General features: G+C 73.3%; 12 protein-coding genes. 10 read left to right on the forward strand and 2 right to left on the reverse strand.

Annotation, left to right across the window (positions count from 1 at the left end; all coding sequences use genetic code 11):
- From panB to pgi, 4 genes are all read left to right on the forward strand, one after another.
- Positions 1-822 carry a 3-methyl-2-oxobutanoate hydroxymethyltransferase gene (gene panB, locus EYQ95_RS16580; protein ID WP_132328323.1) on the forward strand — a complete coding sequence of 274 codons (822 nt, stop codon included), beginning with the start codon at positions 1-3 and terminating at the stop codon, positions 820-822.
- A gap of 12 nt (positions 823-834) precedes the next feature.
- The gene (panC, locus tag EYQ95_RS16585) at positions 835-1,695 is read left to right on the forward strand and encodes a pantoate--beta-alanine ligase (protein WP_370451274.1); all 861 of its coding nucleotides are present in this window, start codon (positions 835-837) and stop codon (positions 1,693-1,695) included.
- A gap of 80 nt (positions 1,696-1,775) precedes the next feature.
- On the forward strand, positions 1,776-2,156 hold the full coding sequence (gene panD, locus EYQ95_RS16590; RefSeq protein WP_132328327.1) for an aspartate 1-decarboxylase: 381 nt from the start codon (positions 1,776-1,778) through the stop codon (positions 2,154-2,156).
- A gap of 91 nt (positions 2,157-2,247) precedes the next feature.
- Positions 2,248-3,759, forward strand: coding sequence for a glucose-6-phosphate isomerase (pgi, locus tag EYQ95_RS16595; protein WP_132328329.1), 1,512 nt, complete (start codon positions 2,248-2,250; stop codon positions 3,757-3,759).
- 112 nt (positions 3,760-3,871) lie between these two features.
- Here the strand turns inward: pgi and queG are convergent, their stop codons facing one another.
- Positions 3,872-4,900 carry a tRNA epoxyqueuosine(34) reductase QueG gene (gene queG, locus EYQ95_RS16600; RefSeq protein WP_132328383.1) on the reverse strand — a complete coding sequence of 343 codons (1,029 nt, stop codon included), beginning with the start codon at positions 4,898-4,900 and terminating at the stop codon, positions 3,872-3,874.
- A gap of 99 nt (positions 4,901-4,999) precedes the next feature.
- Between queG and EYQ95_RS16605 the strand changes: the two genes are divergently transcribed.
- The 6 genes from EYQ95_RS16605 (at position 5,000) to EYQ95_RS16630 (ending at position 12,310) form a co-directional block, all read left to right on the forward strand.
- Positions 5,000-6,445 (forward strand): NAD(P)H-hydrate dehydratase, encoded by a 1,446-nt coding sequence (locus EYQ95_RS16605; protein WP_132328331.1) that lies wholly within the window; start codon positions 5,000-5,002, stop codon positions 6,443-6,445.
- On the forward strand, positions 6,442-6,921 hold the full coding sequence (gene tsaE / locus EYQ95_RS16610; protein ID WP_132328333.1) for a tRNA (adenosine(37)-N6)-threonylcarbamoyltransferase complex ATPase subunit type 1 TsaE: 480 nt from the start codon (positions 6,442-6,444) through the stop codon (positions 6,919-6,921). Before EYQ95_RS16605 ends, tsaE begins: the two co-directional genes overlap by 4 nt.
- A gap of 76 nt (positions 6,922-6,997) precedes the next feature.
- Complete coding sequence (locus tag EYQ95_RS16615; protein ID WP_132328385.1) at positions 6,998-8,569, forward strand: N-acetylmuramoyl-L-alanine amidase; 1,572 nt, start codon at positions 6,998-7,000, stop codon at positions 8,567-8,569.
- 84 nt (positions 8,570-8,653) lie between these two features.
- Entirely contained in the window at positions 8,654-10,468 is a 1,815-nt protein-coding gene (mutL, locus tag EYQ95_RS16620; RefSeq protein ID WP_132328335.1) for a DNA mismatch repair endonuclease MutL, read from the forward strand.
- Entirely contained in the window at positions 10,447-11,385 is a 939-nt protein-coding gene (locus EYQ95_RS16625) for a DUF1684 domain-containing protein (RefSeq protein ID WP_132328337.1), read from the forward strand. The genes mutL and EYQ95_RS16625 overlap by 22 nt, the downstream gene beginning before the upstream one ends.
- Before the next feature lie 7 nt (positions 11,386-11,392).
- Entirely contained in the window at positions 11,393-12,310 is a 918-nt protein-coding gene (locus EYQ95_RS16630) for a TraB/GumN family protein (RefSeq protein WP_165924762.1), read from the forward strand.
- Positions 12,311-12,332: 22 nt separating this feature from the next.
- On the opposite strand, the gene rnfB is transcribed toward EYQ95_RS16630, so the two are convergent.
- Positions 12,333-12,791 (reverse strand): Rnf electron transport complex subunit RnfB, encoded by a 459-nt coding sequence (gene rnfB / locus EYQ95_RS16635; protein ID WP_243699957.1) that lies wholly within the window; start codon positions 12,789-12,791, stop codon positions 12,333-12,335.
- Between the last annotated feature and the right edge of the window lie 6 nt (positions 12,792-12,797).

Here is a 12,797-nt window from a genome sequence, read left to right on the forward strand (position 1 = left end):
ATGTACTCCGACCGCCCCGACGCCGCCACGACGCCCGTCACCGTGCCCGCGCTGTTCGACGCCAAGCGCGACGGCCGGCGGCTGACGATGCTCACCTGCTACGACGCGGGCTTCGCGCGCGCCATCGACGCCGCCGGGGTCGACATGGTGCTGGTAGGCGATTCGCTGGGCATGGTGGTGCAGGGGCATTCGAGCACGCTGCCGGTGACGGCGGAGGACATCGCCTACCACACCGCCTGCGTGGCGCGCGGGCTGCGCCGCGCGCTGCTGGTCGCCGACCTGCCGTTCCAGGCCGATGCGACGCCCGCCGAGGCCTTGCGGGCGTCGACGCTGTTCCTGCGCGCGGGCGCCACGATGGTCAAGCTCGAGGGCGCGGGCTTCAAGCTCGACGTCATCCGGTACCTGGTGGAGCGCGAAGTGCCGGTCTGCGCGCACCTGGGGCTGACGCCGCAGTCCGTGCTGCGCCTGGGGGGCTACCGGGTGCAGGGCCGGGGCGAGGCCGCGGGCGAGCGTCTGCTCGCCGACGCGCGGGCCGTCGCCGAGGCGGGCGCTTCGCTGCTGGTGCTCGAATGCGTGCCGATGGAGCTGGCGCGCCGTGTCACCGAGACGGTCGGCATCCCGACCATCGGCATCGGCGCTGGCCCCCACTGCGACGGCCAGGTGCTGGTGCTGCACGACATGCTGGGCCTGCGTCATGGCCGCCGGCCGCGCTTCGTGCGCGACTTCCTGGCCGATGGCGGCAGCGTGCAGGGCGCATTCGAGGCCTTCGTGCGCGAGGTGCGCGAAGGCGCGTTTCCGGCCGCCGAGCACGGCTACGCCTGAGCCATGACCCGGATCGTCGACGCGCTCACCGACCTGCGCGAACGCGTGCGCGCCTGGAAGCGCGCCGGCGAGCGCGTGGCCTTCGTGCCGACCATGGGCAACCTGCACGCCGGGCACTTCTCGCTGGTGCGCATCGCGCGCGAGCATGCCGACCGCGTGGTCGCGAGCGTCTTCGTCAACCCCACCCAGTTCGGCCCCAACGAGGACTTCGCGCGCTATCCGCGCACGCCGGCGCAGGACGCCGCGGGCCTGGAGCAGGCCGGCTGCGACCTGCTGTGGATGCCCGGAGTCGACACCATGTACCCGTTCGGGCCGCAGGCCGCCGTGCAGATCCGTGTGCCCGGGATCACCGGCGTGCTCGAGGGCGCGCACCGGCCGGGGCACTTCGACGGCGTGGCGACGGTGGTCGCGCGCCTGTTCCTGCAGGTCCAGCCGGACGTGGCGGTATTCGGGCTCAAGGACTACCAGCAGCTCGCGGTCATCCGCTACCTCGCCGCCGAGCTTTCCTTCCCGGTGGAGATCGTGGCCGGGCCGACCCGGCGCGACGAGGACGGCTTGGCGCTGAGCTCGCGCAACCAGTACCTGTCGCCGGCCGAGCGTGCCGTGGCGCCGGAGATCCATCGCAGCCTGCTGGACATGCGCGAGCGCGTACTGGCCGGGGCGTCCGTCGCCGAGGCCGAAGCGGCCGCCGCGGCGCGGCTGCGGGCCGCGGGCTTCGAGGTCGACTACGCCGCGCTGCGCCGCCCGGACCTGCGCGAGCCCGGACCCGCCGACGGGCGGCTGGTGGCGCTGGTCGCCGCGCGGCTGGGCCGCACGCGGCTGATCGACAACCTGGAGTTCGACCGCCCCACCGACGCGCCCAAAGCCGGCTGAACGGCTGCATGTTGCAGCGCGCCATGCGCTGCTAGACTTTGCGCGTCCACGCCCGCAGCCCGCGGGTCGAGTGCGCCGCCATGCTCCTGAACATGCTCAAGGCCAAGATCCACCGTGCCACCGTCACCCATGCCGAGCTGCACTACGAAGGCTCCTGCGCGATCGACGGGCGCCTGCTGGACATCTCGGGCATCCGCGAGTACGAGCAGATCCACATCTGGAACGTCAACCAGGGCACGCGCTTCGTGACCTATGCGATCCGCGCGGACGAGGGCAGCGGGATCATCTCGGTCAACGGCGCGGCGGCGCACCTGGCGCAGCCGGGCGATCTGGTCATCATCGCGGCCTATGGCCAGTGCGACGAAGCCGAAGCCGCGAAGTTCAAGCCCGTCTGCGTCTACGTCGATCGCGACAACCGCCTGACGCACACGAACCATTCGATCCCCGCACAGGCGGCCTGAAGCGGCGCATCGTCGCCGCGATCACCCGGCTTTGCAGCCGGCGACGGCACAGTGGCGCGCATCCACGCGCCACTTCGCCGATGATCCACGCATGACGCCTGCCCATCGCATCGCCGCCCTGCGCGCCGCCGCCGCGCGCATTTCCGACGTTCCCCTCCGCGAACTCGTCAGTGCCGACGCCGACCGCGTGCGGGATTTCGCGCTTCGCGTCGGGCCCATCCACGCGAGCTTCGCGCGCCAGCGCCTGGACCGCGCGGCACTCGACGCGCTGTTCGGGCTGGCAGGCGAATGCGACTTCCAGGGCCGCCTGCAGGCGCTGTTCTCCGGCGAACACGTCAACGGCACCGAGGATCGCCCCGCGCTGCATACCGCGTTGCGCGGTGCACTGGTCGACGCCGCCGCGGCCCGCGCGGCCCACGCCCAGGCGCGGGAAGGCCGCGACGCGATGCGAGGCGTCATCGAAGGACTGCGTGCGCTGGGCGTGCGTGACGTCGTCAGCGTCGGCATCGGCGGCTCGGACCTCGGGCCGCGCCTGGCGGTGGACGCGCTCGCGCCGGTATCGGGCGGGGAGTTCCGCGTCCACTTCCTGTCGAACGTCGACGGCCATGCCGCGCAACGCGTCCTGGCGGGCCTCGACCCGGCGCGCACCGCGGCGCTGCTGATCTCCAAGAGCTTCGGCACGCAGGAGACGCTGCTCAACGGCGCGATCCTGCGCGACTGGCTCGGCGACGACGCGCGCCTGTTCGCGATCACCTCCAACGAGCAGCGCGCCGCCGGCTACGGCGTTCCGGCCGAGCGCATCCTGCCGATGTGGGACTGGGTGGGCGGGCGCTACTCGATGTGGTCGACGGTCGGCCTGCCGATCGCGCTGGCCATCGGCATGGACGGCTTCGAGGCACTGCTCGCCGGCGCGGCCGAGATGGACGCGCACGTGCTGCATGAGCCCCCGCGAAGCAACCTGGCCGCCTGGCACGCGCTGGTGGCGGTGTGGAACCGCAACGCGCTGGGGCTCGCGAGCCACGCCGTGCTGCCCTACGACGAGCGGCTGCGCCTGCTGCCCAACTACCTGCAGCAGCTGGTGATGGAGAGCCTGGGCAAATCCGTGCGCCGCGATGGCTCTCCGGTCGGCGTCGACACGGTGCCGGTGTGGTGGGGCGGGCCCGGCACCGACACCCAGCACAGCTTCTTCCAGGCGCTGCACCAGGGAACCCTGCGCGTGCCCTGCGACTTCATCGGCGTCGCGCAGGCCGATGCACCGTATGCGGGCAACCACCAGGCCCTGCTGTCGAACCTGCTCGCCCAGGGCGAGGCCTTCGCGAACGGGCAGGACAGCGAGGATCCGCACCGCGCCTATCCCGGCGGGCGGCCCGGCACGATGCTGCTGCTCGACGCGCTGACCCCGCACTCGCTGGGCGCGCTCGTCTCGATGTACGAGCACAGCGTCTACCTGCAGTCGGTGGTGTGGGACATCAACGCCTTCGACCAGTTCGGTGTCGAGCTGGGCAAGCAGATCGCCAACCGCCTGTTGCCGGTGGTTCGCGGCGAGGCGGAAGCCGATGACCCGGTGACGCGCGCGCTGGTTGTCGAGCTGCGGCGGGCCTGAAACCCGCCGCACGGACCGGCCTCCGTGGCGCGCCCGCGGTATGCGGGCGTCGAGCTACCCGTCGGGTTGACGTGGACACGGGCGGCGCTGCGCGCGCGAGGTCATGCAACCGTCAGGCGGTAACGCCCGGGGTCGCGCCATCGCGTGCGGCGTGCTGCTGCAGGGCCCATTCGACCGCTTCGCGTACCACCGGGTCCGGCCATTCGATGCGGGATCGCAGCGCCGCGAGTACATCGGGCGTGGTCGGTGCATTGCCGAGCGCGATGGCGATGTTGCGCAGCCAGCGCGCATGCCCGCTGCGGCGGATCGCACTGCCTTCGGTCCGCTGCAGGAACTCGGCCTCGCTCCAGGCGAACAGCTGCGGCAGCGTGGCGGTGTCCAGGTCGTTGCGTGCGCGGAAGTCGGGCTCGTCGCTGCGGCGCGCGAACTTGTTCCAGGGGCAGGCCAGCTGGCAGTCGTCGCAGCCGAAGATGCGGTTGCCCATCAGCGGGCGCAGCTCGTGGTCGATCGGGCCGTCGTGCTCGATCGTCAGGTAGGAGATGCAGCGGCGGGCGTCCAGGCGCTGCGGCGCGGTGATGGCGCCGGTGGGGCAGATGTCGATGCAGCGCGTGCAGGTCCCGCAGTGCGCGGTGGCCGGCGCATCGACCGGCAGCGGCACGTCCACGTAGATCTCGCCGAGGAAGAACCACGAGCCGCCGTCGCGGTCGATCAGGCAGGTGTGCTTGCCGATCCACCCCAGGCCCGCGTTGCGTGCCAGCGCGCGTTCCAGCACCGGGGCCGAGTCGACGAACACGCGGTAGCCGAAGGGGCCGATCTCGGCGGCGATGCGGTCGGCCAGCTTCTGCAGCCGGTTGCGCATCAGCTTGTGGTAATCGCGGCCCAGGGCGTAGCGCGCGACGTAGGCGCGGCTGCCGTCGGCGAGCGTCTGCCAGGCTTCGACGTCGTCGCGGCGGCCGTAGTCGAGGCCGACGCTGATCACCCGGACGGTGCCGGGCAGCAGCTCGGCGGGCCGTGCGCGCATGAGGCCATGGCGCGCCATCCAGTCCATGGAGCCGTAGAGGCCCTGTGCCAGCCAGTCCGCCAGGTGGGCCTCGTCCTCGGACAGCTCGACGCCGCTGATTCCGCAACGCTGGAACCCCATCGCGCGCGCGATGTCGCGCACCCGCGCGCCCAGGGCGGCGAGGTCGACGTCGGGAGAGAGCGCGGCGGTGCTCACGTGGGCGCAGTATAAAATCGCTCGATGACCGACGATGCCGCCCTGTTCGATGTCGATTCAGTGCGGCGGCTCGAGTCCGCGTCGCGGGCGGTGCTCGGCGAGCACGTGCTGATGGAGCGGGCGGGGCAGGCCGCATGGCGCGCGCTGCTCGCTGCCTGGCCCGATGCGCGCCGCATCCTCGTGGGATGCGGCCCGGGCGGGAACGGCGGCGATGGCTACGTGCTCGCGCGCCATGCGCTGGAGGCGGGGCGCGACGTGCAGGTGGTCACCCTGGATGACCGCGAGCCCGCGCACGCCGAGGCCCGCGCGGCGCGACGGCGCTTCCTCGACGGCGGGGGGCGCGCGACCGGCTTCGATGGGCGTCTGCCGGCTGCCGACGTCGTCGTCGATGCGCTGCTGGGCATCGGCCTGTCGGGCGCGCCGTCGCCTGCAGCGTCCGCCCTGATCGCATCGATGAACACGCTGGGCGCCCCCGTGCTGGCGCTCGACGTGCCCAGCGGCGTGGGGGAGCGGGGTGTTGAAGGCGCGGTGGTGGATGCCACGCAGACCATCGAGTTCCTGCTGCCCAAGCTGATGCTGCGCACCGGGGCGGCACTGGACGCCTGCGGCCGTCGCTCGCTCGCGCGGCTGGATGTTCCCGGCGACCTGGTGGAGGTGCTGCAGCCCGCGGCCGGTGCGATCGGCGCGGACTCGCTGCCGCGTTACCTGTCGCCACGCCGGCGTGACAGCCACAAGGGCATGCACGGCCGCGTGCTCTGCGTCGGCGGCGATGCCGGCAGCGCCGGAGCCATCCTGCTGACGGCGGAGGCCGCCCTGCGCACCGGGGCCGGCCTCGTCCGCGTGCATACGCGGCCCGAGCATTTCGCGCCGCTGCTGGCGCGGCTGCCCGAAGCCATGACGTCGCCGGCCGGGATCGATCTCGCCTGGGCCGAGGTCGTTGCCGTCGGGCCGGGCCTCGGCCAGCGCGACTGGGGCCGGGTCCTGTTCGACGCCGCGCTCGAGGCCGGCAGGCCGCTGGTCGTCGATGCCGACGCACTCAACCTCCTGGCTGCGCGGCCGCGTGCCCTGCGCGGCGACTGCGCGCTCACCCCGCACCCGGGCGAGGCCGCGCGGCTGCTCGGGCGCGACATCGGCCAGGTGCAGCGCGACCGCCCGGGCGCACTGCGCGCGCTGGTGGAAGCCCAGGGCTGCGTGGTGGTGCTCAAGGGCGCCGGCACGCTCGTCGGCGCGCCTGGCCGCCGTCCGGTCGTCGTCGACGCCGGCGGGCCCGCCTTGGCCACCGGCGGCACGGGCGACGTGCTCACCGGCGTGATCGCCGCGCTCCGTGCCCAGGGCCTCGATGCCTTCGACGCCGCCTGCGCCGGCGCGCTGCTGCATGCACTTGCCGGCGACGCCGCCGCCCTGGATGGCGCGCGCGGGCTGCGCGCCTCCGACCTCATGCCCCACCTGCGCCGGCTCGCCAACCCATGAAGACGCTCCGACTGCCCGATCCCGAAGCCACCGCTGCGCTCGGCCGCGCGCTCGCGGCGACGCGTCCCTCCGCCGCGGTCCTGCACTTGGCCGGCGACCTGGGGGCGGGCAAGTCGACCCTGGCCCGCGAACTCCTGCGCGCGCTGGGCGTCGAGGGCCCGATCCGCAGCCCCACCTACACGCTGGTCGAGCGCTACCCGGTGCCGGGCGGCGAAGCCTGGCATCTGGACCTGTACCGGATCGGCGACCCCGGGGAGCTGGAGTTCCTCGGCCTCGATCCGTCGGAGGCGAGCCTCTGGCTGGTGGAGTGGCCGGATCGGGGCAGCGGCGCGTTGCCACCGCCAGACCTGCGGATCGAGCTCGACCACCTGCCTTCCGGCCGCGAGGCGCGCCTAACCGCGCTTTCACCCGCCGGTGATGGCTGGCTAACGGCTGCTACGGCCGCCTTCACCGCCCTGATCTTCACGGTCGACTGAGGAACTTGCGCCAGGTCTCGGATTAACAAGGGAAAATCTCCTTGCATTGCGGGCGGGCCGGTGCTTGACTAGCGCCATGCGTGTGAGGGCCGACACGGTGCAGAAGATTCTTCTCGGGGCCGCGCTCCTGGTGGCGCTGGGCTGGAACCTCGCGGAAGCGGCCGAGGTCCGTGGCGTCGAGGTCAGCCAGGGGGCGACGGGAACGCGCGCGGAGATCGCGCTCGACACCGCGGCTGATTACCGCCTGATCACGCTGGCCACGCCGGATCGCCTCGTCGTCGACCTGCCGGCATCGAGCCTGCGCAGGGGCGCCGCGCTGCCTGCACCGGCCGGCATCGTCCGCGGCGTCCGCCTCGGCCAGCCCGAGCCCGGCGTTGCGCGCATCGTCTTCGACCTGGCCCAGCCCGTGGCCGCGCTGCGCCCGCACCTGCAGCCGGTCCCCAACGGCATGCGCCTGGTGATCGAGTGGCCGGGTGACTTCCCGGCGACGGCGTCGACCGCTCCGGTACCCCCGGTCGCCAGCCCCGCCTCGCCCTCCGTTGCCGCGCCCACGCCGCGAACGGAAGCCGCGACGCCGACGTTCGAGACGGTTGCCACGTCGGCCGTCGTCCAGACGCCGGTCACGGCGGTCGGCCAGGCGCAGCCGATCGCGCAGGCGACCCGGCCGCCGGGGGCGACGGGCCCTGCCGGCGCAACAGGCGCCGTCGCGCCGGTCACCAACGATCCGGCGAAGCTGCTGCCCCCGACGGTTCCCTCGGCGCAGGCCACGCCCCAGGCCGCGGCAGGCGTTGCCGTGCAGCCCGTGGTGCCGGCCATCGACGCGCCGGCTGCCGTCACGCTCCCGCCGCCGGTGAAGTCCCTGCGCGACGCCGCCGGCCGCCCGTTGCGCCCGTTGGTCATCGCGATCGATGCAGGCCATGGCGGACAGGATCCCGGTGCCATCGGCCTCAACGGCAGCCGCGAGAAGAACGTGACGCTCGCCATCGCCCGCGAGCTCGCGCGGCAGATCAATGCCACGCCCGGTTACAGGGCCTTCCTGACGCGCGATACCGACGTCTTCCTGCCGCTGCACCAGCGTACGCGGCTGGCGCGCCAGGCCAAGGCGGACATGTTCGTCTCGATCCATGCCGACGCCGCCGAGAACCGCGCCGCGCGGGGCTCGTCGGTGTACGTGCTGTCCACCAAGGGCGCCTCCTCGCAGCGCGCGCGCTGGCTGGCCGACAAGGAGAACGCGGCGGACCTGATCGGTGGCGTCAAGGTCGAACCCGGGAACACACTCGCGTCGGTGCTGCTCGACCTCACCCAGAGCGGCAACCTGCGGGCCTCGGAAGATGCCGCCTCGCAGGTGCTGGCCGGGCTCGGCCGCATCGGTCCGCATCACAAGCGCACGGTGGAGCGCGCGAACTTCGCGGTGCTGCGTACCTCCGACATCCCGGCAATGCTCGTGGAAACGGCGTTCATCTCGAATCCGGAGGAGGAGCAGCGCCTGGTCGACCCCTCGCACCAGCGCGCCATCGCCCGCGCCGTGCTGGAAGGCGTGAACGGCTATTTCACCCGCCAGCCGCCGCCGGGCACGCTGCTGGCGGCGCGGCTGGAAGCGGAGGCCGCCACCGTGGCGGCCGCCGGCGTGCAGGCGGGCGCGCGCTGACACCGGCATCGCCGCGGCCTGCGCGGCGGCTATCATCGCGTTCGCACCGAACCTGCTGACGCGCCCGCGCGCGAGCGAGCCGCCTTGGCGATCCGACAACTCCCCGACGTCCTCATCAACCAGATCGCCGCGGGCGAGGTGGTCGAACGGCCTGCGTCCGTCGTCAAGGAACTGGTCGAGAACGCTCTCGATGCCGGCGCCGGGCGCGTCGACATCGACCTCGAGGACGGCGGCATCCGCCTGATCCGCATCCGCGACGATGGCCTGGGCATCGCGCCCGAGGACCTGCCGCTGGCGGTGCGTCGCCATGCCACGAGCAAGATCGCCACGCTCGACGACCTGGAAGGCGTCGCCACGCTGGGATTTCGCGGCGAGGCGCTTCCCTCGATCGCGTCGGTGAGCCGCTTCGCGCTGATCTCGCGCCCGCGCGATGCCGCCCACGCACTCGCCATCGAAGTGGAGGGCGGCGCGGTCGGGGCGCCCATGCCGCGCGCGCATCCGCAGGGCACCACGGTCGAGGTGCGCGACCTGTTCTACAACGTGCCCGCGCGCCGGAAGTTCCTGCGCGCCGAGCGCACCGAGCTCTCGCACATCGAGGACTGGCTGCGGCAGCTGGCGCTCGCGCGTCCCGACGTGGAGCTGCGCGTGACGCACAACGGCAAGCCGTCGCGGCGCTGGAAGGGCGAGCGCGACCTGCTCTCGGGCGAGCGCCTGCACGAGGCGCTGGGCGAGGAGTTCGTGCGGCATGCGCTGCGCGTCGACCACGGAAGCGTGGATGGCGACGGCCGCGGCCTGCGCCTGCAGGGCTGGATCGCCGAGCCGTCGTACAACCGCGCCAGCACCGACCAGCAGTACCTCTTCGTCAACGGCCGCGCCGTGCGCGACCGCGGCGTCGCGCACGCGGTGCGGCAGGCCTATGCCGACGTGCTCTTCCACGGGCGCCACCCGGCCTACGTGCTCTTCCTTTCGCTGGACCCGCGCCGCGTCGACGTCAACGTGCATCCGGCCAAGCACGAGGTGCGCTTCCGCGACGGCCGGCTGATCCACGACTTCGTCTACCGCACCCTGCACGAGGCACTGGCGCAGACGCGAGCGGGCACCACGATTCCGGCCTGGACGCCAGCCTCCCCGGCCGCGCAGCTCGCGCCGGGCGGGGGCGCGTGGAACGCGCCGATGCCGCAGGCGCCGCTGGGCCTGCAGGTCGCCGAAACGCGCGAGGCCTATGCGGCGCTCTACGCGGGCGGGGAAACCGCGCTGCTCGAGCGCGGGGCGGCGCCGGTCGCCATGCCCGCCGCGGATCCCGCGCGCCCGGACATGCCCCCGCTGGGCTTCGCGATCGCGCAGCTGCACGGGATCTACATCCTGTCCGAATGCGCGGGCGGGCTGATCGTGGTGGACATGCATGCCGCGCACGAGCGCATCGTGTACGAGAAGCTCAAGGCCGCGCACGACGGCGAAGGCCTGCGCGCACAGCCGCTGCTGGTGCCCGTGGCCGTGGCGGTGGCCGAGCGGGAGGCGGACGTGGCCGACCGCGAGGCCGCCACGCTCGCCGCGTTGGGCTTCGACCTCACGCGGACGGGGCCGCAGTCGCTGCTGCTGCGCAGCGTGCCCGCGCTGCTGGCGCAGGGCGACGCCGAACGCCTGCTCCGCGACGTGCTGGTCGACCTGCGCGAACACGGCGAGTCACGCCGCATCACCAGTGCACGCGACGAGCTGCTCGCGACCATGGCCTGCCACGGCTCGGTGCGCGCGAACCGGCGCCTGTCGATCCCCGAGATGAACGCGCTGCTCCGGGAGATGGAAGCCACCGAGCGTTCCGGCCAGTGCAATCACGGCCGGCCGACCTGGGCCCGCTTCGACCTGGCGGAGATCGATCGATGGTTCCTTCGCGGACGCTGATGCTCTGCATCGCGCTGGCGGCGGCCGTCGCCTGCACGCGCGAACCACCCGCGCCGAAGCCGCCGGGCGCCGCCGAGCGTGCCGCGCGGGCGGCCTTCGAGCGCGACCAGGCCGCATGGCGCGCGCAGCGCCGGGAGGAACTGCTGGCGCCCGATGGCTGGACCTCGCTGGTCGGCCTGCACTGGATCGAACCCGGCGCGCACTACATCGGCCGCGACCGCGACAACGGCATCCGCCTGGACGTGGGGCCGGGCCAGTTCGGCATGATCGACCTCCGGCCGCCGCGCATCCGCTTCGTGCCCGACCGCGATGCGCGCCTGCAGCTCGACGGAAAGCCGCTGCGCGGCGCCACGATGCTGCGCGCCGACGACGCGCCGGAGGGGCCGAGTCGCATCGGCTTCGACGCGGGCAAGGGCGTGGCCACGGTGATCCGCCGCGGCCAGCGCTACGCGCTGCGCGTCCGCCATGCCGACGCACCCGCCCGCACGGGGTTCACGCGCCTGGAGTACTGGCCGGGCGGCCCGGACTGGGCGGTCGACGCGCGCTTCGTTCCCCATCGCCCCGCGCGGGCGCTCCCCATCGTCAACATCGTCGGCACCGTCGAGCCCACGCCGAACCCCGGCGCGGTGGTCTTCCGGCGCGACGGCCGCGAGTACCGCCTGGAGGCGCTGGAAGCCGACGGCGGCCTGTTCCTGATCTTCGCCGACCGCACCAGCGGCCACGGCAGCTACGGTCCGGGGCGCTACCTCGACGCGCCCGCGCCCGATGCGCGAGGGCATGTCCGGCTCGACTTCAACCGCGCCTACAATCCGCCCTGCGCCTTCACGTCCTTCGCCACCTGTCCGCTGCCGCCGCCGGAGAACCGGCTCGACCTCGCGATCCGCGCAGGCGAGCGGGCCTATGACGGCCCCCACTGAGATGCCCATGCGCCGCCTCGTCCTCGCCGTCGCCAGCTTCGTCCTCGCCATCCCCATGGCCGGCTCCGCGCCGGCGCCGGTCGACGCGCCCCGCCCCTTGCTGTGGAAGGTGTCCGACGCCGACAGCAGCGTCTACCTGCTCGGCTCGTTCCACCTGCTGAAAAAGAGCGACTATCCCGTGCCCGCCGACGTCGACCGCGCCTTCGAGGACGCCGAGCGCGTCGTCTTCGAGGTCGCCCCGGCCGAGCTGCACGACCCGTCGGTGCCGATGAAGATGGCCCAGCGCGCCCTCCAGCCCGGCGATGCGGCCTTCGCGAAGGTGGCGTCGCCGCAGGTCGCGGCGAAGGTCAACGACGAACTGGCGAAGCTCGGCATTCCCGGCGCCCAGCTCGGCCAGTTCGAGCCCTGGATGGTGAGCATCACGCTGGTCACCGTGCTGGGCCAGAAGCTCGGCTACTCGGGCGAAGACGGCCTCGACCGCCACCTCATGCTGCGCGCGGAAAAGGCCGGCAAGCCGACCGGCGGCCTCGAGAGCATCGACGCGCAGCTCGATGCGATGGACGCCACGCCGGTGTCCGAGCAGCTGGCGTCCATCGAGGAGAGCGTCTCGGCGGGCTACGACATGCCGGCACGCCTGGACGAGCTGCACCGGGCCTGGCGCGGCGGGGACGTGGCCGCGCTGGAGCGCCTGGCGGTCGAGGAGATGCGCGCGAAGACGCCGGAGACCTATCGCCGCCTCAACGTCGCGCGCAACCAGGCCTGGCTGCCGAAGCTGCAGGCGATGCTGGCCGGCCGGGACGATGTGCTGGTGGTGGTCGGTGCCATGCACCTGGTCGGGCGCGACGGCCTCGTCGCGCAGCTGCAGTCGCGCGGGCTGCGCGTGGAGCGCGTCTGCACGGGCTGCGACGCCGGGGCGGCGCGTTGAGCGATCGCCCGCGCTGCGCGGCTTACGTCGCCGGCGCCAGGACGATGCAATCGACCGGGCAGGCGGGCACGCAGAGCTCGCAGCCGGTGCAGAGCGGGTCGACCACCACGTGCATGTGCCTGGACCCGCCGATGATGGCATCGACGGGGCAGGCATGGATGCACTTCGTGCAGCCGATGCAGTCGGCTTCGACGATCAGCGCCACCTGCGGCGGCTTGTGCACCCCGCGCGCGCGGTCGTAGGGCAGGGGCGGGCGGCCGAGCAGGTTGGCCAGGCGGCGCGCGCCGGCGTCGCCACCCGGCGGGCAGCGATCCACGTCGGCCTCGCCGCGTGCCATCGCCTCGGCATAGGGCCGACAGCCGTCGAAACCGCACTGGCCGCACTGCGTCTGCGGCAGCAGGTCGTCGAGGCGGTCGGCGAGGCTCGGTGTCATCGAAAGCGCTGCTTCGGTCGTGCGCGTGCGGCCGGGCGGCAGCGGCATCCGGTG

The sequence above is a fragment of the Lysobacter sp. N42 genome, from assembly GCF_004344885.1.

Excerpts from the sequence above, each read along its gene's own strand:
- panB (WP_132328323.1), top strand. The coding sequence starts at position 1 with ATGTACTCCGACCGCCCCGACGCCGCCACGACGCCCGTCACCGTGCCC.
- panD (WP_132328327.1), top strand. The coding sequence starts at position 1,776 with ATGCTCCTGAACATGCTCAAGGCCAAGATCCACCGTGCCACCGTCACC.
- pgi (WP_132328329.1), top strand. The coding sequence starts at position 2,248 with ATGACGCCTGCCCATCGCATCGCCGCCCTGCGCGCCGCCGCCGCGCGC.
- queG (WP_132328383.1), bottom strand. The coding sequence starts at position 4,900 with ATGGGGTTCCAGCGTTGCGGAATCAGCGGCGTCGAGCTGTCCGAGGAC.
- EYQ95_RS16605 (WP_132328331.1), top strand. The coding sequence starts at position 5,000 with ATGACCGACGATGCCGCCCTGTTCGATGTCGATTCAGTGCGGCGGCTC.
- tsaE (WP_132328333.1), top strand. The coding sequence starts at position 6,442 with ATGAAGACGCTCCGACTGCCCGATCCCGAAGCCACCGCTGCGCTCGGC.
- EYQ95_RS16615 (WP_132328385.1), top strand. The coding sequence starts at position 6,998 with ATGCGTGTGAGGGCCGACACGGTGCAGAAGATTCTTCTCGGGGCCGCG.
- EYQ95_RS16625 (WP_132328337.1), top strand. The coding sequence starts at position 10,447 with ATGGTTCCTTCGCGGACGCTGATGCTCTGCATCGCGCTGGCGGCGGCC.
- EYQ95_RS16630 (WP_165924762.1), top strand. The coding sequence starts at position 11,393 with ATGCGCCGCCTCGTCCTCGCCGTCGCCAGCTTCGTCCTCGCCATCCCC.
- rnfB (WP_243699957.1), bottom strand. The coding sequence starts at position 12,791 with ATGCCGCTGCCGCCCGGCCGCACGCGCACGACCGAAGCAGCGCTTTCG.